The sequence below is a fragment of the Ktedonobacter sp. SOSP1-85 genome (assembly GCF_016587415.1).
Classification (GTDB): domain Bacteria; phylum Chloroflexota; class Ktedonobacteria; order Ktedonobacterales; family Ktedonobacteraceae; genus Ktedonobacter.
Genome location: NZ_BNJI01000001.1, coordinates 3,569,677 through 3,592,339, shown reverse-complemented (window position 1 = coordinate 3,592,339; position 22,663 = coordinate 3,569,677). Strand labels below are relative to the sequence as shown.

Sequence of the window (22,663 nt, the reverse complement as noted above, 5' to 3'; positions counted from 1 at the left end):
GCTAAAGCACGCTTCTACATATCAGGTACTAGAAGTAGGCGCGCGCCTTGGTAGCGTCATTGTCCTAGAAAACGGCGTTATTACTTGCTGGGCTACTTGCAGGCTGGAACGTCCGAGGGGAGTGGTCCGACAACCACCTCGCGAGCATCCAGTGAACCATTGCTAGCTAGCGTACCATCTGCCATGATAAAATCGCCAACCTTCAATTTGCTCAGGGAGATCGAGTGGCCTGCGATTTTGCTCGCGAACTCGGTGCTGGTACTAGTATTGACGGTATAGGTCTTGCTATTCTTATAACCGCTTACCGTAAGCGTTGCCCCATGGATCGCGGTAATGCGTCCCACGATGCCGATCTGGTTAGTTTTGGCCGAACCTTCGAGCTTCTGCTTATCGCTCTCGGAAGAGGGCTTTTTCTCGCTGGAGGAGGGTGGCGACACAACCGTGATAGATTGGGCGGTCAGAGCCTTATCAGCACTATATACGGCATCGGCCTGGATAAAGTCACCAACCTTCAAATCTTGAGATGAGATGGCCTTGCCCGCCAGCTTGCTCCCATACCCTGTAGAAGAGGTTGTGGTGACCGAGACAGTCGCCCCATTGTCATAGCGGCGCAGGGTAAGCGAGGAGCCGTTGATGGCGGTAATCGTACCGAGCACATGTACGGTATTGGGATCGGGCTGCTTCCCCGGATTGCACTTGGAGAGATCAACCAGGTTCGTGTTAGCTAGAAGAGAAGCATTGGTAGAGGCCTGAGCCGTGTGCATAAAGATGCCGCCTGCGACGAAGGCCGCGAGCATCAGGCATGTGCTCACCAGGGCGTAGAGATGAACTGGCCTAAAGCGAGGTGGGCGCGGACTAATCTTGTCGAGAGACGTACTGTTCTCGACCTCAGGGTTTTGCTCGTGTGACATAGGATAGTATTTCCTCCTTGATAGGTTTACAGACAAGAGAACAGGTGTGGTCTTGCCTTCGAGAGCAAGCATAGCAAGCTGGATTGAAATATCAGGAGGTTTTTGCTGAAAAAACGCTGAAGAATTTAATCCGATGTGTCAGGCGAGAGGCACTCGATCATGAGGACCTGGGGGTCTTTGACGCGGTGGCTCATCTTGACGATATTCTGGATGTTGGCGGGATGGGTCATGAAGGTTGTGGCCATGTCTACGGCATCCTCGGCGCTGGCAAAGATGCCATCGAAGAAGGCGAGAGGGTCTTTTTCGAGGAGGAGGCCGACATGCCAGCCCTCGTTGAAGGAGAAGACCAGCAGGAGGCCGATGTAGTGACCGGCGATCTTCGCCAGGCTGGTGGTATGGTAGATAACGTCGGTGGCAGTGCGATCTTCGAGGCGGAACTCCTGATCCTCGATACGAAGGGAGGAAGGAAAGACCATATCCTGGGCGGACCCATCACTCATGAAAATATCCTTTGCGCTGTAAGGGCTTTTGTTAGATGTGGATATTATACTATGTAGACGCGATTTCTTCAGAAAGGGGCATGTGTGGAAAAGATGTGGATGAATTGTGGAAAAGTGGGCCTGAGAGGACTCGAACCTCCGACACAGCGTTTAGGAAACGCTTGCTCTATCCACTGAGCTACAGGCCCATCGCCTTCAATGATACCATACTCGTCAATCATCGTTCAATAGGTTTTGTGGGGTATTTAAGGGAAGAGGGAGAGGCAGATTGTGCCTGGCGAAGCCGGGTACAGTCTGCCTCTTTCCTGCAAAAAAGAAGGTGCATGGGGGTCTCGATACGACAGCCATTTATAGGGGCTACCTCTCTCGCGCGGGCAAGCATAAGAAAGGTAGTTTGGCCATTTATAGTTTGGCTATATATAGTTTTTTATTGGGGGCTGACAAAAGATACACCCCGGCCGGGGTAGTAATGCTGGTAAGAGACGGCGCGTGGATTAGGTTGCCAGTTCATGGAGCTGGCGATCACTGATCCATCGTCTAGAACCTGCTCTACGACTCCGACGTGGCCTGCTCCGCCTGAACCTTGCACGCCACCCTGGAGCACGATAATGGCTCCCTCAGTGGGAGCTGAGGAGACGTTCCAGCCTGATTCGGCCGCGCGGTCGGCCCATTGCCAGGCCATGGCGCCACCGTGGCTCCATGGGACATAGTATCCGTAGAGGTCATGGAAACGTTTATTGGCATACCAGGTACAGGTTCCAAAGGGGAAGCTGTTGTAGTCTATCTCATCATCCGAGTCAAACCAGGGGAACTGGCTGATAAATGAGGGCTGTTGTGGCCCTCCTCCCCTGTTGTGTTGCAATGATAGGGATTGTAAATAAGGCTGCGCATTCTCTCCCTTCCCGGCGTTGTCCACGCCCTCCTCCGCATCGGCAGCCTTGAGAAACCCGTTCTGGTATGGCGCTGTTTTTCCATTGTTATGGCATACAAGTTGATTGCGGGAGGAGTGTTGAGAAGATTGGGCGTGTTGATCTGACAGGTGCTGCTGGCTTGCGCTCTCCACGCTGGCACACTGAGACGCCTCGGCGGCTGCGACCTGGACATTCTGCATGGAGAGTCCCAGGGCAACACCAATCGAGAGTACGCCTAGTAGCGCCAGGGCACCGGTCTTGAGTACACGCTGTAGTATATGTGATGGCTGGATTTCGCTCCAGCTTTTTCGCTGCGTTCGCACTATATCCAGTTCCTCATTATGCGAAAACTAACGCCGCTCTCGCGGCTAGCGCTAACCTCCATTCGGGGGCGCGGCGCGCTCAAGTTTTCGGATAAGCACTTCCATTTCGGCAACTTGCAGACCCCTGCAATGGCTTGTACTCCTCTCCTAACACCGTATGGGTTCGCACTGCCCAGTTTTGGCCCGTTAAGGGCGGAATACTCTGCCTAAAAATACTATACACCGCCCCTTGTAAAAATAGATACCGATATGCAGGTAATTTAAGGATAGAGTAGTTATTATCGAGGGTAAAAGATATCGGGGAGCCAGCATACGCTGGCTCCCCGATATCTTTTACCCTCGATAATAGAATATTTTAGAGGCGTTGTTTGGGCTTTTTGTGGATGAAGGGCGAGGTTTTCTCCTCGGTGCCACGGATTTCGGAGACGCCGGTCTCCTGGTTGTACTCAACCTCGGTCACCTGCTCGCGACGAATGGCATTGATGGGCTTCATGCCGGTAGGAGGAGGAGTAGTGCGTGGACCGGGCCGGGAGGAGGGCCATTCCGGAAAAACAACCTTCACTTCGCCGGAGAGAGCGGTATTGTCTGCGGGCGCCTGGCCTTGCAGGGCTTTCTTGGTATCAGTAACTTTTGGTTTCTGCATGTGTCTTCCCTCTGAAAACATTTCTAGATTGATAGGTCAATGTGATAAGGTCAGTAAAAATTTTACTGTACGCCGAGTGAACATACAAGTAAGAAGAACTATAGATTACACGCAGAAGTCTTCTTGACCTGTGACACATCGAAATACTAGTACTTTTAGAAGTTTCGGTATGGGTGTGTGATATTTGCTCGTTGCGTAATGGGAACGAGTAAATCTTCTTTTCTATTGTACAATGCTCAATCTAGTAGCGCCATGTGCTGTTTTTTGGCGTGACTTCTCGCGCCTGCGGCGCTCGCAGGAGTAAGTAGGTGTGATGCAGGTTGGCAGCCTAAGGCTGTCAACCTGCATCACACCTACTTACCCGATTTTTAGATATGTGATGGAAGTGAGGAGGAATATTATGCGTGTGTTGGTGACGGGGGCGACGGGGTTGCTGGGGGGACACCTGGTGAAGGCGTTGCGGGAGAGGGATGAGTGGGTGCGGGCACTGGTACTTCCGGCTGAGGATGCGCGTTCATTGGAGGAGCTGGGAGTCGAGGTGGTGCGTGGGGATATTACGGAGGCTGGTGCGCTGGTGGAGGCTGTGCGAGGGAGCGAGTTGGTCTTTCACCTGGCGGGGATGATGGGGGTCTGGCGTCCCCTGGCGGAGTACCGCCGCGTGAATGTTGAGGGGACACGGAATCTCTACAAGGTAGCTATGGAGGCAGGAGTGAGGCGGTTTGTGCATACCAGTTCGCATACTGTGTATGGGCTGGGATATGGGCGATTTCTGACGGAGGATGAGCCACTACGGCCCGATAACGATTCCTATAGCTTGAGCAAGGCAGAGGGGGATAGGCTGGTGCGCCGCCTGATGCTCACAAGCCCGATGGAGACAGTGATTATTCGGCCGGGAACATTCTTTGGGCCGGGCGATAGGCTGCATTTCGCGCGCATGGCGGAGAAGTTGAGGCGGGGGCGCGGCGTGATTCTGGGGCGCGGCGATAATCATCTCCCCTTTTGTTACGTTGACGATATCGTACAGGGTTATCTTCTGGCGGGATATCATCCCCAGGCGCCAGGGAACGTCTACAACATTACGAATGATCAGCCGCTGACACAGCTTGAGATGTTTAGTGAGATCGCGGACGCCGTGGGGGGAGAGCGCCCCAGGCTGCACCTGCCTTACCAGCCGATCCGCCTGGGGGCGATCTGCGCGGAGAAGTTGGTGGCGCGTATGACGCGGACCCGGCCCCTGGTCACGGAGTTGGGGGCTTTGATGTTTGGTAGTGATAATAAGCATAGTATTGAGAAGGCACGCCGCGAGCTGGGCTACGCGCCCCAGGTGGGGCTGCGCAAGGGAATTCAGCTCGCGGCGCAGTGGTTCAATGGGTAGCCAGGAGTCCATGCAAGCATGGACCCTACAGCAGTGGTTTAGTCGGGAGGGGATTTAGGGGGGCGGCGTTTTGGAGGCCGAAGCGTTGGATGGTGCGCGCCAGCCAGGTGGCGACGGGTCCCTGGTCGGCGCGCTGGCTGGATTGGAGGAGGAAGCTGGCGGTTGGGGGGTGTGAGGGTTGTTGCTGGCTTTGTTTGATGTGCGCCAGTTCGGCGTAGTGTTGCGCGGCCCAGTAGAGGTTGATACGGCAGGCGCGGCAGTTTTTGGCGCTCTCTTCATTGCTTTCGCCACATTGAGGGCAGATGAACATGGGATTGGACATGGTGAGGTAGCTCCTTTATGATGGTTGGCTGGCTGTTTTAGCCTGGGTAGCGCGGGGGCGCAGGGTAATCAGCGATTGGGCGCTCTCGCGGGCGACTGTGAGCGCGACGCGGCTGACAGTGGGTATATGACAGAGCATGTTGGTGTAGGCCGCGTTGGCGAGGGGGCAGTAGCACTCGCCAGCCTTGATGCTGCGTCGCAGTTCGGCGGCGCGGGGAGTGCTCCAGACGCTTTGGAAGTTATAGTCGTGCTCGCGCAGGTTGCCCATGGGTTCGGCACGGATACAGCAGGTCCAGACGTCACCATTGGGAGCGATCTGGGCGGAGGCGACGCCCGCGAGGCAGGGGATTACCTGGCGCTGCTCGGCGAGGGTGCGTTTAACGAGATCATAATAGCGATCCCGGAAGGCCTGGGTGATACGTGAGACGCCGCTGGCCTCGGATTGGCGTATCCCCTGCTGCAAGCGTTCAATAACGGCCTGGTACTTGGGTAGGGGAGGGGTGATGCCCATACCGACTGTGTCCAGCTCCACGCGCTCCTCGGCGATCTCACTGATGAAGGAATCGGGGCGCAGTTCCTCGCGCACGTAGGCATAGATCTGCTCAAATTCGTCGACATTAAAGTTTGAGATGACGGTATGTACTCCCACGGTCAGGTTTTTGTAGCGCGCTTTGAGGGCCTTGAGGCCAGCATAGGTCTTGAGGGCGCGGGCGAAGTTGCCTTTGACACCACGCACGCGATCATGCTTCTCGCCAATGCCATCCAGGGAGAGATTAATAATGACTTCTGAGCCGGGCGCGGCTTCCAGGACCTGCTCGATGCGCGCAGGGATGATGGCGTCCTGGATGCCATTGGTGGGGATATTGATGATGCCAGGTCGACAGTGTCGGTAAGCGGAGGCGATAATCTGGGGGAGGTCCCGGCGCAGGGTGGGTTCGCCCCCGCTGAAGGTGAACCAGTAGGCGGCGCGGCCAATTGAGGCGAAGGTGCGTTCGTATTCTTCTAGCGTGAAGTCGTCGTTGGGACGCTGCCAGACGTTACAGGTTTTGCAGCGCGAGTTGCAGCGATAGCTGACGCTGATGGTGAGGTTGAGTGGGAGGGCCAGTGGTTGGGCTGTGGCGTATGAGGCTTGTATTTTGGCGATTTTTGGTAATATTTCGAGCATGTGTTTCCCTTTCCCTTCTTTCCACGTTGCCGCCTGCGGCGGCAGAAAAAAATCACTCGGGGGCTTCGCCCCCGCACCCCCATAGTTTCCGACCGAGGCTGCATGCGGCGGCAGGAGAATTTATTCGGGGGCGATGCCCCCGCACTCCCCCGCAGTTCCTGACTGAGGCCGCATGCGGCAGCAGAAGAATTTACTCGGGGGCGATGCCCCCGCACTCCCCCGCAGTTTCTGACTGAGGCCACATACGGCGGCAGAAGAATTTATTCGGGGGCGATGCCCCCGCACCCCCATAGTTTCCGACCGAGGCCGCATGCGGCAGCAGGAGAATTTATTCGGGGGCGATGTCCCCGCACCTCCATGGGCGAGGTGCTCTCTTAATTAAGACGGATAACTGTATGCAATTACGTTTGGTATGGTACCAGAGGATATTTTTGGTATTTTTGTAGCTGGGGGTAAATTTGCGCGATTTTTGCTGCCGGATTCCATTCTAAATGATGTAAATAGATGTTACGATATAAGGGATAATAGCAAGCGAGATAGCAAAGGGTGTGTATTTATGGTTCAACAATCCCGATATAGCGATGCTGGCCAGAATGGGGGTCCATATCTTGGGGTGCTGCGTGCGACGTATCGCCACGTTATGCTGTTGAAGACAATGTTGACGCTGATTATTTGTGTGATTGCACTAGGGCTAATATTAGAGGCTGTACGTTTATTAAAAATTCATATGTTGACGGTAGGGATAGCGGGATTCTTCGGGGTGATTTTGCTGATCGTTTTTGGCTTCTGCCTGGCGTTGTTTCTGCGTTATCGGCATGAGACGGTGCAGGTCTATGAGCAGGGGCTGGTGGCGACGAATCGCGAGGGGTGGGTGGCGCTGCGCTGGGATGAGATTGAGTATATCTGGCATAAGGTGGATCTGCAGACGCCTGATCCAGATTTTGAGATTGATACGAACCGCCTGGCATATATCGCGTATGATAATCCGCATGCGACATCGTGGAGTAACCTGGATTATGTGACCCATACCGAGGCGACCAAGGGATCAAGCATTCTGAAACATTCGTATGTTGTGCGTTCATATCGAGGGGTTTCGCTGAACATTCCACAGCATTATCTGCGCTGGTCGAAGCTGTGTGACACGATTGATCACGAGGCCACGCGCTACCAGTATTCACTGGCGCAGACGCTACTACAACAGGGGAGGCCGGTCTCCTTTGGTCCACTCCTGCTAAGTCACGATGGTATTTACTATGGGCAGGATCTCTTGCCCTGGCAGTTCTTCGGTGCCCTCTCTGTGGATGAGCGCTGGGGGCTGATTACGATTACGGTGAAGGGGTATGCGCGGCCATGGGCCTGGCTGCTGGTGGCGCGCGTCCCCAATATCGCGCTCCTGCAAGGCTTGCTGGTCATAGCACAGCAGAAGTTTGCGCGCGGGCCGCTGAGATAGCGTGTTATTGTCGCCATAGCGAAATTTTGCTATAGTGGACAGCGGAAGCTTTGCGCGTCTGGTATTTTTATTAGATAGCGAGAGTAATCGATCCTCTAGAGCGCACGCATGGGAGTTTTTGTATGACCACACAAGACAGCGCCGTCCCTAGTTTAAAAAGGACCCCGCTTTATGAACAGCACCGGGCTCTGGGTGCCCGCCTGGTGGAGTTCGGTGGCTGGGATATGCCTGTACAGTATAGCGGCATTATCGAGGAGCACCAGGCCGTTCGCACGAAGGCGGGTCTCTTTGATGTGAGCCACATGGGTGAGTTTAAGGTCGAGGGAAGCGATGCCCTGGCCTTTCTGCAATATCTTGTGCCCAATGATGTCTCACGCCTGGCAGTTGGGCAGGCATTATATACGCAACTCTGCCGACCAGATGGCACGACGATTGATGATTTGCTGATCTATCACCTGGCGGAAGAGCAGTATATGCTCGTCGTCAACGCCGCTAATATCGATAAAGATTATGCCTGGATCGAGAGTCACGCGCAGAAGTTTGCCAACGTCACCCTCTCTAATCAGTCGGATACGACTGCGTTGATCGCCCTGCAAGGCCCACTGGCGATGAGTATTCTGCAACCGCTGGCGGACGTCAAGCTGGACGAGATCAAGTATTATCACTTCGCGCCGGGCCAGGTCGCGGGCATTCGTTGTCTGATCTCACGCACCGGCTACACAGGCGAGGATGGCTTTGAGCTGTACTGTCCCTCCGTTGATGTGGCCAGGCTATGGCAGACCCTGCTTGAAGCGGGCAAGCCACAGGGGTTGCTTCCGGCGGGCCTGGGAGCGCGCGACACGCTGCGCCTGGAGGCGGCCTACTGCCTCTATGGGCATGAGCTGGACGATGAGACCAATCCGCTTGAGGCCAGTCTGGGCTGGACTGTCAAGCTAAAAAAGAGCGCGGAATTTATTGGTCGCAGCGCCCTCCAGCAGGCGAAGGAGCAGGGACTGAAGAAGCGCCTGGTGGGGATTGAACTGCTGGAGCGTGGCGTACCACGCAGCGGCTATGCTATCTATGATGGCGAGCAGCGCATTGGCGTTCTTACCAGCGGCTCGCATGGGCCCACAGTGCAGAAGAGCATTGGCCTGGGCTTTGTGGACCCAGCACACGCCAGCGCGGGGACACGCGTGCAGATTGAGATTCGCGGGAAACGCGTCGCCGCGCAGGTGGTGGCTCTTCCCTTTTATAAGCGCGGGGAATAGAATTAGTTGTGGGCTTTTAGTCCATGCAAGCATGGACCCTACAATTTCCGTGATGTGGGGAATAGAACAAACAGAGATACATTGAAGGAGAAGATAGACGATGGCTAGCCTTAACCATCCTGCTAACCTGAAATATACGAAGACCGATGAGTGGGTCCTTGTAGAGGGGGACCAGGCGACAATTGGTATTACGGACTATGCTCAGGATCAGCTGGGTGACATTGTGTATATCGAGCTGCCCTGGGATGGCGGCCAGACGCTTGGTAGCGAAGAGAAGTTCGGCGATATCGAGTCGGTCAAGGCGACCTCCGAACTTGTGGCACCGCTCAGCGGCGAGGTGGTTTCCGCCAACCAAGAGTTGAAGGAGCGCCCAGAGCTGATCAACGATAACCCCTATGATGAGGGGTGGATGCTGAAGATCAAGCTTGCCAATACCGCGGAGTTGGACCAGTTGATGACTGCCGAGCAGTATTTGCAATACCTCGAAGGTAGATAGATAACGAGAAAGAAAAGGCCGCTGACAAGCGCGTTGCGCTTGTCAGCGGCCTTTTCTTTCTCGTTATGGTCATTAAAAAGGGCTACTCTCACTTATCCTTTTTGGCTATTCCATTCGTCAATGCGATATAATATTGCAGTATCCTCCGATGGATCGAAGTAATATGGTGAGATATCAACAGCCTCTTTCCACAACCAACTTATGATAACAAGAGTTTAACATGATAAAAGCAAACATATCAAGTGATTTTGCATTGGGATCTCCAGGGAGATGTTTTAATTCCATGAGTTATGTGCCTAATACACCGGAAGAGCAGCAGGCCATGCTGGAAAGCATGGGCCTCTCTTCGATTGAGGATCTGCTGACTCCCGTTCCTGAAAATGTGCGCCTGGATCGCCCGCTCGATCTGCCGCAAGCTCTCTCAGAGCCAGACCTGCGACGCGTGGTCACACGCATGGCGGCACGCAATAAGAGCCTCGACACTACCATTTCATTCCTGGGGGCCGGGACCTATGACCGGGCCATCCCCAGCGTGGTGCCGCACCTGCAACGCCGCTCGGAGTTCGTCACGTCCTACACGCCCTACCAACCGGAAGTGAGCCAGGGCATCCTGCAGGCGACGTACGAGTTCCAGACCATGGTCTGCCAGATCACCGGCATGGACATCGCCAACGCCTCGCTCTATGATGGCGCGACAGCCATGATTGAGGCGGTCTTCGTGGCCCTTGGCCCCGGTGGGCGTGGCGAGGTCGTCATATCGACCGGTGTTGATCCCCAGTATCGCCGGGTGTTGCAGACCTATGCCTTCGCGCGCGGCTTTACGGTACACGAGGTTCCAACTCAGGATGGTGTCACCTCCCTTGACGAGCTGGACGCGGCAGTGACACCCTCGACTTCGGCGGTCATCATTCAGCAGCCGAACTTCTTTGGCTGTGTTGAGGACGCACACGCAATCGAGGCCATCGCGCACAAGGGCAAGGGTCTCTTTATTACGACCATTACCGAGCCGGCCTCGCTGGGTATCCTGGCAACTCCTGGAGAATACAACGCCGATATCGCCGTGGGTGAGCTGATGAGCTTTGGTAATCCCATGAGCTATGGCGCACCGGCCCTGGGCTTTATGGCCGCCAAGCAGAAGTTTATGCGCCTGCTTCCTGGTCGCCTGGTTGGACAGACGGTGGAAGAGGGTGGTCATAAGCAGACCGGCTATGTGCTTACCCTGCAGACACGCGAGCAGCATATTCGCCGCGAGCGCGCTACCTCAAATATCTGCACCAATCAGTCGCTGCTGGCGATTGGCGCGACAATCTATATGGCCGCGATTGGCAAGCAGGGCTTCCGCGAACTGGGCGAGCTATGCCTGCGCAAGGCGCATTACGCCTTCCGCCAGATCACCTCGGTACCCGGCTTTGAGCCTGTCTTCCATAATCCATTTTATGATGAATTTGTCGTCAAGTCCCCCATTCCGGTTGCGAAACTGCAGCAGAAGCTGGCCCAGGCCGACATCATTGGCGGCTATGCCCTGGAAGAACACTATCCCGAGTTGAAGGATTGTCTGCTCTTCTGCGTCACGGAGACCCGTACCCGGCAGGAGATCGACACCCTGGTATCTGTGTTGAAGGAGGTGCAGGCATGAGCGTTGAGACATTAATCTTTGAGAAGGGCGCACCAGGACGCCGCGCCGCGAATATGCCTGCGTTCGACATCCCCATGGAGTCGCTGGACGAGCTTCTGCCCGCGGACATGCGGCGCAAGGAAGAGGCCCCCCTGCCCGAGGTAAGCGAGATCGAGGTGGTACGCCATTATACGCATCTCTCGCAGCGCAACTTTGGCGTCGATAGCGGCTTCTACCCACTCGGCTCCTGCACCATGAAGTATAATCCCAAGATCAACGAGGACATGGCGGGCCTGCCGGGCTTCGCGCATATTCACCCCTTGCAGCCCGATGAGACGGTGCAGGGCGCGATCCAGGTTGTGTATGAACTGGAACGCTACCTGGCGGAGATCTCGGGCATGATCCGCGTCACCTTGCAGCCCTCGGCGGGCGCACATGGCGAGTTGACCGGACTGATGCTCATCAAGGCCTATCACCAGAGCCGGAACGAGGGAGAGCGCAACCTGGTCCTGATTCCAGATAACGCACATGGCACCAATCCCGCCAGCGCAACCCTGGCTGATTACAAGGTCGTCGAGGTCAAGACCAATCCTGAGACGGGCGGCGTGGACCTGGAGCACCTGCATAAACTCTTGCAGCAGCATGGCAAGAGCGTCGCCGCCATCATGCTGACCAACCCCAACACGCTGGGCCTCTTTGACTCCAATATTCTGGAGGTCGCGCGCCAGATTCACGAGGTTGGCGGTCAGCTCTATTATGATGGCGCTAACGCCAACGCCGTCATGGGCATCACACGCCCGGGCGACATGGGCTTTGACGTCGTGCACTTCAACCTGCACAAGACATGCAGCACGCCGCATGGCGGTGGCGGTCCTGGTGCCGGTCCCATCGGTGTCAAGGGGCATCTCGTGCCCTTCCTGCCGGGTCCTCTGCCCATGAAGAACGAGGACGGCAGCTACTCCTGGGAGGATGCTGGCCCCAAGTCCATCGGCAAGGTACGTGCCAATCTGGGTAACTTCGGTGTCCTGGTGCGCGCATACACCTACATCCGCTACAATGGTCCCGATGGCCTGCGCCATGTCTCGGAGAGCGCCATTCTCAATGCCAACTATGTGAAGCATGGACTCTCAGAGGATTATGAGATCGCCTACCCGCTCATCTGCCAGCACGAGTTTGTGGCCACGGCCCGCAAGCAGAAGCAAGAGGCCGGTGTGACCGCGACGGATGTCGCCAAGCGCCTGCTCGACTTCGGCATGTACGCGCCCACGACCTACTTCCCGCTGATCGTCCCCGAGGCTCTCATGATCGAGCCGACCGAGACCGAGACGCGTGAGACGCTGGACAGCTTTATAGCTGTCATGAAGCAGATCGCGGAAGAGACGCGCACAGAGCCAGAGATTGTAAAGACCGCGCCGCATACCACGGTGATTGGGCGCCTCGACCAGGCCCTGGCAGCGCGCAAACCGAACCTGCGCTGGATGCCCGGGCAGGAGGTTACGCACTCCTAGGTTGTGGGGAGGACGACGTGAGGGGACGACGCTATTAAAGCACGCGTCTACATATCATGGGACGAAATGCCTGATACGTGTTTTGACACGTATCAGGCATTTTTATGCGTGTTTTTGGAGGAGGAGGCAGTGGAATTGGATGTCGCAGGGGCGGGAGTCGATGGTGGAGAGGTGTTGCTCGATGGTCTCGGTCATATGCCAGTAGTTGGGGGTCATGCGGACGAGCTGGCGCAGGGAGTCTTGATCGAGGGTGAGCTGATAGGCAAGCTCGCGCTGTTCTAGCAGGGTAAAGTTGGCGGCGAATTGCTCCAGGATGTGTTGTTGCTTCTGTTCCTCGATGTTGAGCAGGCCGAGTTCGGCGCGTACCTGGGAGAGGTGGCGAGGGCCAGGGATGACTATAAGCAGGAGGCCACCGGGAGCGAGGACGCGGGCGTATTCGGGGGCATTGCGTGGAGCAAAGATATTGAGCATGACCTGAATGCTGGCGTTGGCGAGGACGAGGCGCTCCCACAGGCTGGCGACGATAAATTGGGCGTCTGGGTATGACTTCGCGGCCATGCGGATGGCCTCTTTGGAGAGATCGAGTCCGAGCGCGCAGAGGGGCTGACTGGAAATGGTGGGTGGTAACTGGTGAAGGATGGAGTTTAGATAGTAACCGTTTCCGCAGCCAGCATCGAGAATGGTTAGAGGAGAGGTCTGCTCTACCGACCTCTTGTGGAGGTGGGCCGCCAGCAGGTCTGTTAGTGTCTGTGCCAGTGGAGCATAGTAGTCCCGCTCCAGGAAGGCCCGCCTCGCCTTTAGCATCTCCTTTGTATCTCCCCCACTGGCCTGCTTGCGTAACAGAGAGACATAGCCCTCGCGCGCGATATCGAAGGCGTGGGCGTGTTCGCAGCGCAGGGTTTTCTCCTCGACGTGGAGTGGATCGCCACAGATTGGGCAGGTGAGTAGAGCCAGGGCGCAGGTATGGATGGGCAAGTGAGTTCCTCCTAGAGTGTTTAGGCTTTAGGGTACGCCTTTATTTTCCTTTCTGCAAGGTCCCGACATAATGGAAGCCACTGTACTCTTCTGAGATTTATTTCGTACGGCGTGCTTGATCGAGAAAAGCTAATGCAAAGAGGATAGTGACAGTACCAATTACGAGATAGAGAACCCTTCTCTCAAAGAAAGCAAAGGCAATGAACCAGGTCAGGCTTGTCAGGAACCAGCCGATGACTGAAACATAAGGATTTTTGAAGAACTGCCGCAAGGTTTGGACCAGGCTTGGCATAAGAATCGCCTTCCTTCCACTTTCTTTTATGCTCGCTGTGCCCTTATATATGCAATCCCTGCTATGATGGCTAACAAGAAGCCGAGAAGCACACCAATGAGGACCAGCAGAAAGTCAGGCTGAGCAGGACGCCCATAAGACATAACCTGGCTTACCACTGTGCCTAAGAAAACACCGAAGCTTCCACTTGCAAGCATAATTGGTGGCGTAAATCTCTCTCTCACGGTGTTTTTTTGGCGTGTAAGCAGACTAAGTACTGCAAACATGATGATTGCCATAGGTAAACTGATGAGAATAAATATGAGATTCATCGCATTCTCTCCTGTTAAAAATTGAATTCTGTTGCAAGGGCATATGAAATATGAACGCCTGCATTGTGGCAAAATCAAACAAGACGGGCTAAGTGAGCCAACGTCACTTACTCTCCTTCCAATTTCGCCCTTCTGTCTTCGCTGTAGCTGCCTTATGTTCTCTGTAGCCAATTTTGTCAAGCTGCTGATTATTTTGAGTGCCATCCTGGCATATGTATACAAAGCCAGAATGGCCTAAAGAATAGTCTCTCCAGATGATTCTTGATTGTGAGGAGCATATGTTTCGAACAGTTGCTGGCAGAGTTGCGCAAATGGCAAGGTTGTATGCCTTTTAAATACCTCCATCTCATCTGGCGTTAGCTCGAATCCTTGGATCTCCAGAGCGGCTCGTGGATCTTCTTGCAATTGTTGGCGGAAGGCTGGATTGATGGCAGCCAAGCCGAGAATGCGATTGATTATTTTCCATGACATAAGCGTCTAGCCCTTTAGAGCTTATCCGAAAGCTACGGTACAATATAGCTCAGCCTATTTTTTGTCGCATTTAGTTTTCAGATAAGCTCTTATTGGATATCTATTGCCGGTCTGGTTGAGTCCATGCAGTGATCATCACTGGAAGAGACCAAGTCAGAGCGCCAACTATGATTGGAAGCAAACCTCCTATCCTTTTTATGCTCCCTAATGCCGAGTCTGGAAAGAGTGAACCATTGAGATTCCAAGAAACAAAGATTGCGCCTAAGATACATACAAGCGCAAGAATGCGAGAAGTTAATGCATGTGCATGAGCATATGAAGTACGGCCTTCCTCGTTTAGCCGCTGGTATGGAGTGAGGGTAATCTTACGTGTTAGGCCTATGAGGTAAATGTAATGCCAGACAATAAGAAAGATTGTCAGCGCCAAAACAATAATTTGTATGTAGTCCCCGATTGCATTTCCAAAGATATGCGCAAACAACGTTGTGCCATGTGTACCGATGCCAGCTAACCACAATAAGGGTTCAATGATAAGCGTCGTAAAATAGAAGCTGATAACTACCAGTCGTCGGTGTTTCAACGAAAATTTATGTGAGTTTTGCTCATTTCTCTCAACCATGCTATTACTCTCCCGGATGACTATAACCAGGTAGGCTCTGATGATACAGATTGGCTACCTGGTTCTTTTAAATTAGCCCTGCTTAAATCCTCGCCATCTTGCTACGTGAACAAATTGGATTTGTAAGGTTTACCTCTTTCTTAAAATTAGCATACCGGCGTTACACTTGGTTGAAGATACCAGTTTATATCTATGAATACTCCCTTGTTACCACATTGGTTATCATAAAAGGTCGGTGACCAGCCGCCGACACTCAATATCAATCCAACAATGGCCCCAGCAGTAACACCCAGAGGACCTCCTACAGCAGCTCCTATAGAGGCTCCTATAGAGGCTCCTATAAATGCCATAGCACCGCCGAGATTTTGAGCCGCAGGGCTGTTTAGCCAGATACGCACACCCCACCAATACCAATCGTAACTCCACTGATAAGCTGTGCTATTTGGACTCATAGTGTTAGGCTTGTATGTTCCTGACACATGTGGATGCTGCCGGGTGGATAGAGGTAGCTTGTTGTAGTGATTGACAGCGTTTTGAACTTGAGCAATTTCATCAGTGCTTAAATGCTGACTTATTGCTGGATCAATTGTTGCGGTGCCATTGATTATATGCACATATGGATCTGCGCGCTGAACCCAACTAGCAGGAGTATTGCTCGTCTTAGCTTGCTTGTTTTGGTAAACTACCTGCGGTGAGATAGATTTTGAAGCAGCATGTGCTTGTGTAGCTGTTCCAGCAAAAAGAACGATGCCTAGCAACATAGCTAGCACAAGGCTAACATTAAATCCCTTGAATATACTTCTCATGAGATCCTTCTTTCAAATTAGCAATAAACTTTTGTCGCAGATACGACTGACTCTACGCATTGTTTGAAGCATTCCACTGCTTTACCTGCTAATATGAGTCGTTTAGTAACAAGCGAACTGTATTTCACCTGCCGCCATGTACGTTCCATTTTCTCCATTGTTGCTTGAAATCACGACATGATGGATGCCATAGATTCCGAATGCCAGGCCAATCCAACTGTAATGAGTATTTTGGTTGATGCTATAGCGACCTATTAACGAGTTGTCGGCACGATAGAGCCCATATGCTATATTAGCTGTTGCTAATATAGTTGGAATATACACGGTCAAATCACATATCTTGTTTTGACTTGTATCATGCTCATCCCAAACAGCCTTTGAACACGCTTGCGATCGAGTTGTATAGGCGTATTCAAAGGAGTGCAAGTATGGATCAGTAGCACCATTCCAACCTGTTCCACAACCTAGAAAATAGGTGGCGGGGTAGATGACATTTGTGACGCTATCCAATGGCAGTGCTCTATTATTTAAATGTGGAGGGCTTATCTTTAGGCCTGGGTTATTTGCCGCAAATGCTTTTGGGCTGCTGGTGGCAAATAAAGTCAAACACACGATAGCTGCAATAGCAAAGCTACAAAGCAGCTTCCTTACACCAAAAGTTCCAAGAAGCCTTTTTTTCTTCAAAAGCTTACTCCTTTTAATCTCCTATACCCATCGCACCAGCAGGAAGTGATGGCAGAATGCGATTGGGACCAGTCAGGATCACCATTTCCGATATGGTTTGTTCCAATGAGCTGCATCAAGAGGGTGAGTGCCAGGGCCGTCAGCAATAAGGTGCTTCCTATAACTAGGGAGACGCGAGACACGCGCCAGGGCAGTGGCCTCCTTTGCCCTGCTTCTAAATCCTGAAAATAGCGCTTCAATGTTCTTTGTTACCTCCTTTCATGAAAAGTCGATATAGAGCAAACAACCTGCTTTCTTGCGCTGTCCGCTTGTCTTCGCTGTGTCTGAGGAAAGAATAAGCTCTGCCCACTCCGCAGTGACTCCGCACTATGTTGAGTGAGGTAGATGCAGCGGGAAGTCCAGGCTTGCCTGGACCCTACAATTTATTCTGTGGATTGAGGAGTCGCTGGTAGAGGTGCTGCATGGCCTGGCCGGGCTGGACGCCGAGTTCCTCCTGGAGGAGTTTCTGGCAGGTCTGGTACTGGCGGAGCGCGGCTTGCCGTTTGCCCTGGCGGGCGTAGCAGCGTATGAGACCATAGTGCGCCTCTTCAAGGCAGTTGTCCATGTGGAGCATCTGGCGCCAGTGCTCGGTGCTTTCGTTCCAGGCTTCCGCATTCCAGGCTATTTGGGCCAGCTGGCGACGGGCCTCCAGGTACGCGGTACGCAGTTCATCGCGGCGGAAGGTACACCAATCACTGTAGAAGGGACGCCCATAATCGCCGCGATAGAGCTGAACCATTTCAAGCAGGGACTCTTTCGCCAACGCGTGATATTCACGCGCCAGAGCCTGTTCGGCTTCGCTGCGTCGTTGTTGAAATATATGAACGTCATACCAGACCTGCTCTCCGTAAACAGCAGCAAGGTTAAGGCTATAGCCTGAAGGCTGAAAAACCACGCAGGATTCACCTAGGAGCTTGCGCAGATAGTACAGCGTATTGTGAAAGGTTTGATTAGTTTGTTCGTCATATTCTGGCCACAACACCGTGAGAATGGATTCTTTGCTCATGGGATGCCGAGCGTCCAGCAAGAAGAAAAAGAGTTCCATGGTGCGGTTCATGCGCCAGCGTTTGACTGGCTGTCCATTGAGCAAGACGGTTGGCTCGCCAAAGGCGTAAATAGTAAGGCCAGTCAGATTAGCGTTTGTCAATTCAGCTTTGATTGCGGTTGGCTGTGGCTGCTTCTGATGCTGGAGTGGTTCAGCGATGTTGAGCAGTGTGCGCAAGGGTGCGAGGTAGGGATGATTCTGAAGTATGGGAAGTAGGCCTGGGAGCCATTGTAGTTCGATCTGAACCAGGTGAGTATATGTATGATGGGTAGACAGGAGAGTTGCAACCTCGCCAAGCAATTGTACAGCCTGCTCAATTTGGCCCTGCTCGACGTGGCAGGCTGCCAGGCGTATTTTGGCTTGAAGCAGTTCGCGTTTCAAAGAGGTCGAACGTAAAACGGTCTCTATATGTGACAGGCGGGTAGTGGCTTCGAAAGATCGTCCTTGCTTCAGGAGTACCAGGCCATAGGTGAGATCGCGCCAGGCATGTTCATATCCCACTGTTTCTTCGCTCGTTGCCTGGGTCTCCATTTGTTCAACCATGAACAAGGCACTGACGGCATCTCCCAGAAAGAGATAGCTCAGAGCCAAACTTGAAAGGGCGGCATTGACCAGACTACGATTGCCAAATTGGCGCGCCAGACCCAAACCATTTTGCGCATGAGCCAAAGCCTGAGCATACGTTCCTTGCTCCACATAAAACAAGCTTAGATTGACTAAGGCGTAGGCTTTTCCGCGCTGCATATATGAGGGCTCATTAGTAAGTGTTAGTACTTGAAGGAACGATGCCTCGGCCTCAGAGGCCAATCCCCGGTCCTGGGATATAAGGCCTTGTAAAGTTAGGGCGCGTATTTTCCCCGAGATATCCTGGAGCTGCTCGCAGGCATTCATCATTGCTACCAGGTGATGTTGTGCCAGGGGGAAATTGCCTATGAAATAATAGGTATTGGCCAGAGAGCTATGGATCTCAATAGCCTGATTCAGCGGAGGCTCGTTGTTCCAGATACGAAGTGCTTGTTGCAAGTGCTGAATACCAGAAGTGAAGTCCCCCTGGAGACTCGCGCATACGCCCAGGCGCATTTCGGCCGCCGCCCGCAAGATATGGTCCTGCTCGGGAATATATGTGAGCGCCTCCTGGCAAAGCTCCTGGGCTTGCAGGTAATTCCCCATTTGTGAGAAGGCCTTGCCACGCAAAATGGCGATTGAAGCGTGAAACCGAGGGTTCACGCCCTCAACCTGGTCAGGCAAGAGCGCTTCGGCTTTCTCAAGGAGAGGGAGCGCAGCGCTATGTTGTCCATGTTCAAGGAAAATTGACGCCTGGAGTAGCAGGAGTTGCGGATGATGTTCCTGAATCTCTGTGGGGAGAGTGTGCAACCAGCGGATCAAGGTTTCTTGCTGCCCCTGTTGGAACAGGCGCTCAGCATTATTAGAAATAAGGACAGTCGCCAGGTCATAGGCTTCGGATTTTAGGGCATGATAGAGCGCCTGCTCTGCATTCTCACTGGCCTGCCAGAGGGTTGCCGCGTAACGATGTAAGGCGAGAAAACGTTCGGGTTCCTGGCTGCGTAGTTGTGCACTCAGCAGATCGCGAATGACTGGGTGAAGGGAATAGGTGGTACCTGAAAGGCTTTTATAGGAAGTTACAAAGAAGCCCTGGCTTTCCAGATGGGCTAATTGTTCGGCGGCATCGTTGATGTTGAGCAGGGCGTTACAGATGGAGGGTTCGATTTGCTGGAGGATGGAGATGGTTTGCAGAAAGGCGTAGGCTGTTTTATCACGCTTAAGCACTTCATCGACAACGTAGGTAAGAAGTGTGGTCCGTTTGCCTTTTACTGGAGAATACTCGTGAGGGAGTAGTGAAACATCTTCGCGCGAGGCTTGCTGTTGAAGGAGTTGGAAGCGCGCATCCCCTACGCGGGTTCCCAGGAGAATCCCGGCAATCCAGCCATCGAAAGACGTGGCTAATTGCTCGGCCTCGGCAGGCGTGAGAGGAGGCAGGCCTTGCAGGCTAGCCAGTTCCGTAATTTCCTGGGAAGAGAAGCGCAAGGCATTGCTATGTAGCCCACACATTTCATCGTGGATGACGAACGAGGCAAAGGAGATATCGGGAATGACACGACTTTCAATGACAAGCGTTACCTGATCCGGCAGTTTTTTTAGCAGGTAGGTCACCAGATCTGTGAGGACTTCGCTCTCGTTAATCTCTTCGTAGTTGCACAGCATAAGGAGAAAGCGCTCAGAGATTTCGGCAGCAATGGCGATACAAAGCGCATCAATAGTAGCATGATACGAGCTGGCAGTGAGAAAGGGTAATTCTGGAAAGAGGGAGAAAGTGAATGTGGGAAAAGCCTGGCGTATGCTTGCAAGGAGAGTACGAAGAAAGACGACCGGGTCGGTATCGGTATGATCGAGGAAATACCAGCAACAGGGCAAGGATTGAGAGTGCGCGAAATCAGCTAATAAAGTTGTCTTGCCATATCCGGCGGGAGCGCAACACAGAAATAGTTTATAACGTGTAGAGGCTCCATGTTTATATTGTTCAGGTGTAATGGACGCTTGTAATTGCGCAATCAACGCCTTTCGGTGAAGCAGAATCGACGGAAGAGTAGGGCGGACAACCTTCTTATGATGGAAAGATGCATCATGCACCATGTACTCTCCTTATTCATTAAGGCATACTGAAGTTCATGCAGACAGGCAGACGGAAGGCAGGCTTTTCTATCTATGTTGGAAACGATGGCCCGCTTCTATTCTATTTTTGGAATGCCCACAAGTAAGTATAATAACACATGAAAAGCGATGCCAAGCCATATATTTTGCGGTTATCCAAGTTTAATATCTTCATATCCTAGATACTTTAGTAATTACGCGCCGATAGAAAGAGGTCAGCAAAGGTCGGGTATGTTAAAATAGTGCAGGGTAGCTGGATGCATATTTTGAGATTATTTTATATCGGGAGAGAAGAAGGTATGGAATACGCGGTCCTTGGCGGCGGGGCGCTGGGTTTGATGGCGGCATACCGCCTGGTGGAGGCGGGACATACGGTAATGCTCTTTGAGAAGGAGCCGATGGCGGGTGGCCTGGCGGCGGGCTTTCGTGTTGGCGAGGCGTGGCTGGATAAGTTCTATCACCATATCTTTCGTTCGGACACCACGGCCATTCGTGCCATAGAAGAGCTGGGGCTGGGCGAGCGGCTGGAGTGGCAGCGCCCGCGCACGGTGAGCCTGGTTGATGGGAAGCTTGAGCAGTTGGATTCGCCGTTGACGCTGCTGAGATTTAAGCCCTGGCGGTTGGATGAGCGCATGCGCGTCGGCGCGGTCCTGGCCTTTTTGAAGGTCGCGCCACCGGCGTGGTTTGAGGGGAAGACGGCCACGACCTGGCTGCGCAAATGGATGGGGAAGCGTCCCTACGAGGTCCTCTTTGAGCCACTGTTTAGCGGGAAATTTGGCGAGCTACGCGACGAGATCGCCCTGCCCTGGATCTGGGCGCGCCTGCATGATCGCACGACGCAACTGGGGTATTTACGCGGTGGTTTCCAGTTGCTCTATGATCGCCTGGTCGAGCGCATTCAAGAGCGCGGGGGAAAGTTGCTCTTTGGCACCACCGTGGAAGAGGTGCGGCGCGAGGGGGAGCGCTGGCATGTACAGACCGACCAGGGGAACTGGGAGTTTGACGAGGTTATCTCGACGCTGCCGACACGCCTGACCTGCCGCCTGGTTCCAGAACTGCCTGAGGATTACCGGCGTCAGTATGACTGGGGACAGGCCTATGGCGCGCACTGCCTTATTCTGGGTCTGGACCGGCCCCTGACCGATAGCTACTGGATCAACATTTGCGATCCGGGCTATCCCTTCATGGCCCTGGTCGAGCATACCAATTATCGCGCGCCCGAGGAGTATGGCGGGCGACACCTGATCTACCTGGGGAATTATCGCCCCATGAATGATGCCCTCTTTACGCGGAGCAAAGAAGAGGTGTTACAGGAATTTCTGCCGCATGTAAAGCGGATTCAGCCTAATTTTGATCCCAGCTGGGTCACGGAGAGCTGGATGTTCCACGCCCCCTTCGCGCAGCCAATTGTCACCGTCGATTACCGCGAGCATATTCCGCCGCTGCAAACGCCGCTGGCGGGGCTGTGGATGGCAAACATGTTTCAGGTCTATCCCCATGACCGGGGGCAGAACTACTCGCTTGAGCTGGCCGAGCGCCTGGTAAAACAGGTTTTAACACCCGGCGTGGGAAGTCCCGTCCCATGAACGGAGACGGGACTTCCCACGCCGGGTAAAACTCAGCCGTTACTTTGTCCCTGGTGACGGCAAACTTGTGCTCTCCCCCTTTATGGGCGCCGCAGGCGCTCAAGGGAGCGAGGGGAGCCATTGGCTATGACACGGCCTCTCAAGCCAGGATCAATTTGATCGATATATACTAAACACGGGCATTTCCTCTTGTCAAATAGCAAGAGGTATGCTATACTAGCCCATGAGCAGTATTAAAACCTTACCCATCCGAGTGATTGGGAAGAAAAGGGAACTGCCGGTTTCGTAGGGTAGAACTTCGTAGTCGGATAGAGGTATTCGTCTAGTGGTCGAGCCTGGAAATTGAGTAGGATTGCTCAGTACGGATAAGTGCGGTGCGATAAAGCATTTGCATGGAAGACTTTCGGGGTGTGGCGCAGTCGGCTAGCGCGCAGCGTTCGGGACGCTGAGGTCGGAGGTTCAAGTCCTCTCACCCCGACCAGGTAAGGCACATACTCTTCCCCCTGTTTTCAAGGGGGAGTGAAGGAACTATCGATGAATTGGATCGATGTTACAAAAGACATTCCTTCAGCCGTAAGAGTATGTGCCTCTTTTTTTGCAGGCATGCCTTCTTATGCGGAAACCAACGTCGCTCTCGCGACTAGCGCTTCCCCCATTCGGGGACAAGCGCGCGCAGGTTTCCGGGTAGGCACTAAGGAGT

Annotated in this window: 21 protein-coding genes and 2 tRNA genes; 8 read left to right on the top strand and 15 right to left on the bottom strand. The window is 53.5% G+C overall.

The window, feature by feature from the left end; genetic code table 11:
• Positions 1–92 precede the first annotated feature (92 nt).
• From KTE_RS14975 to KTE_RS14955, 5 genes are all read right to left on the bottom strand, one after another.
• On the bottom strand, positions 93–911 hold the full coding sequence (locus tag KTE_RS14975; RefSeq protein WP_201382172.1) for a DUF5666 domain-containing protein: 819 nt from the start codon (positions 909–911) through the stop codon (positions 93–95).
• Between the two features lie 125 nt (positions 912–1,036).
• On the bottom strand, positions 1,037–1,411 hold the full coding sequence (locus tag KTE_RS14970) for a hypothetical protein (protein WP_201382170.1): 375 nt from the start codon (positions 1,409–1,411) through the stop codon (positions 1,037–1,039).
• 115 nt (positions 1,412–1,526) lie between these two features.
• A tRNA-Arg gene (locus tag KTE_RS14965) sits at positions 1,527–1,599 on the bottom strand.
• Between the two features lie 239 nt (positions 1,600–1,838).
• Positions 1,839–2,645 carry a CHAP domain-containing protein gene (locus KTE_RS14960; RefSeq protein WP_201382168.1) on the bottom strand — a complete coding sequence of 269 codons (807 nt, stop codon included), beginning with the start codon at positions 2,643–2,645 and terminating at the stop codon, positions 1,839–1,841.
• Positions 2,646–3,000: 355 nt separating this feature from the next.
• A complete protein-coding gene (locus KTE_RS14955) occupies positions 3,001–3,288 on the bottom strand; it encodes a hypothetical protein (RefSeq protein WP_201382159.1) in 288 nt (95 codons plus the stop codon).
• Positions 3,289–3,688: 400 nt separating this feature from the next.
• Here KTE_RS14955 and KTE_RS14950 point away from each other — a divergent pair, with 400 nt between their 5' ends.
• Positions 3,689–4,663 (top strand): NAD(P)-dependent oxidoreductase, encoded by a 975-nt coding sequence (locus KTE_RS14950; RefSeq protein WP_201382158.1) that lies wholly within the window; start codon positions 3,689–3,691, stop codon positions 4,661–4,663.
• A 25-nt stretch (positions 4,664–4,688) separates the two neighbouring features.
• Here the strand turns inward: KTE_RS14950 and KTE_RS14945 are convergent, their stop codons facing one another.
• Positions 4,689–4,985 carry a hypothetical protein gene (locus KTE_RS14945; RefSeq protein WP_201382156.1) on the bottom strand — a complete coding sequence of 99 codons (297 nt, stop codon included), beginning with the start codon at positions 4,983–4,985 and terminating at the stop codon, positions 4,689–4,691.
• A 15-nt stretch (positions 4,986–5,000) separates the two neighbouring features.
• Positions 5,001–6,149: a radical SAM protein gene (locus KTE_RS14940; RefSeq protein ID WP_201382154.1), complete on the bottom strand. Its 1,149-nt coding sequence runs from the start codon at positions 6,147–6,149 to the stop codon at positions 5,001–5,003.
• A 556-nt stretch (positions 6,150–6,705) separates the two neighbouring features.
• Here KTE_RS14940 and KTE_RS47515 point away from each other — a divergent pair.
• From KTE_RS47515 to gcvPB, 5 genes are all read left to right on the top strand, one after another.
• Positions 6,706–7,599, top strand: coding sequence for a DUF6585 family protein (locus tag KTE_RS47515; protein WP_236600407.1), 894 nt, complete (start codon positions 6,706–6,708; stop codon positions 7,597–7,599).
• 122 nt (positions 7,600–7,721) lie between these two features.
• On the top strand, positions 7,722–8,846 hold the full coding sequence (gcvT, locus tag KTE_RS14925) for a glycine cleavage system aminomethyltransferase GcvT (protein WP_201382148.1): 1,125 nt from the start codon (positions 7,722–7,724) through the stop codon (positions 8,844–8,846).
• Positions 8,847–8,946: 100 nt separating this feature from the next.
• A complete protein-coding gene (gene gcvH / locus KTE_RS14920; RefSeq protein ID WP_201382146.1) occupies positions 8,947–9,342 on the top strand; it encodes a glycine cleavage system protein GcvH in 396 nt (131 codons plus the stop codon).
• A 283-nt stretch (positions 9,343–9,625) separates the two neighbouring features.
• Complete coding sequence (gcvPA, locus tag KTE_RS14915) at positions 9,626–10,978, top strand: aminomethyl-transferring glycine dehydrogenase subunit GcvPA (RefSeq protein ID WP_201382144.1); 1,353 nt, start codon at positions 9,626–9,628, stop codon at positions 10,976–10,978.
• Positions 10,975–12,465, top strand: a complete 1,491-nt coding sequence (gene gcvPB / locus KTE_RS14910) for an aminomethyl-transferring glycine dehydrogenase subunit GcvPB (protein ID WP_201382142.1) — start codon at positions 10,975–10,977, stop codon at positions 12,463–12,465. The genes gcvPA and gcvPB overlap by 4 nt, the downstream gene beginning before the upstream one ends.
• Before the next feature lie 102 nt (positions 12,466–12,567).
• Here gcvPB and KTE_RS14905 read toward each other — a convergent pair whose 3' ends face one another.
• From KTE_RS14905 to KTE_RS14870, 8 genes are all read right to left on the bottom strand, one after another.
• Entirely contained in the window at positions 12,568–13,440 is an 873-nt protein-coding gene (locus KTE_RS14905; protein ID WP_201382140.1) for a putative RNA methyltransferase, read from the bottom strand.
• A gap of 97 nt (positions 13,441–13,537) precedes the next feature.
• A complete protein-coding gene (locus KTE_RS14900) occupies positions 13,538–13,732 on the bottom strand; it encodes a hypothetical protein (RefSeq protein ID WP_201382138.1) in 195 nt (64 codons plus the stop codon).
• Positions 13,733–13,758: 26 nt separating this feature from the next.
• Positions 13,759–14,043, bottom strand: a complete 285-nt coding sequence (locus KTE_RS14895) for a hypothetical protein (protein WP_201382136.1) — start codon at positions 14,041–14,043, stop codon at positions 13,759–13,761.
• A gap of 234 nt (positions 14,044–14,277) precedes the next feature.
• Positions 14,278–14,514, bottom strand: a complete 237-nt coding sequence (locus KTE_RS14890; protein WP_201382134.1) for an Os1348 family NHLP clan protein — start codon at positions 14,512–14,514, stop codon at positions 14,278–14,280.
• A 100-nt stretch (positions 14,515–14,614) separates the two neighbouring features.
• The gene (locus tag KTE_RS14885) at positions 14,615–15,133 is read right to left on the bottom strand and encodes a hypothetical protein (protein WP_201382133.1); all 519 of its coding nucleotides are present in this window, start codon (positions 15,131–15,133) and stop codon (positions 14,615–14,617) included.
• A gap of 146 nt (positions 15,134–15,279) precedes the next feature.
• Positions 15,280–15,939 (bottom strand): hypothetical protein, encoded by a 660-nt coding sequence (locus KTE_RS14880; protein ID WP_201382132.1) that lies wholly within the window; start codon positions 15,937–15,939, stop codon positions 15,280–15,282.
• A gap of 102 nt (positions 15,940–16,041) precedes the next feature.
• Positions 16,042–16,623, bottom strand: coding sequence for a hypothetical protein (locus KTE_RS14875; RefSeq protein ID WP_201382131.1), 582 nt, complete (start codon positions 16,621–16,623; stop codon positions 16,042–16,044).
• A 415-nt stretch (positions 16,624–17,038) separates the two neighbouring features.
• A complete protein-coding gene (locus tag KTE_RS14870; RefSeq protein WP_201382130.1) occupies positions 17,039–20,359 on the bottom strand; it encodes a BTAD domain-containing putative transcriptional regulator in 3,321 nt (1,106 codons plus the stop codon).
• 317 nt (positions 20,360–20,676) lie between these two features.
• Here KTE_RS14870 and KTE_RS14865 point away from each other — a divergent pair, with 317 nt between their 5' ends.
• Entirely contained in the window at positions 20,677–21,963 is a 1,287-nt protein-coding gene (locus tag KTE_RS14865; protein WP_201382129.1) for an NAD(P)/FAD-dependent oxidoreductase, read from the top strand.
• A gap of 404 nt (positions 21,964–22,367) precedes the next feature.
• Positions 22,368–22,444, top strand: a tRNA-Pro gene (locus tag KTE_RS14860).
• The last annotated feature ends 219 nt before the right edge of the window (positions 22,445–22,663 follow it).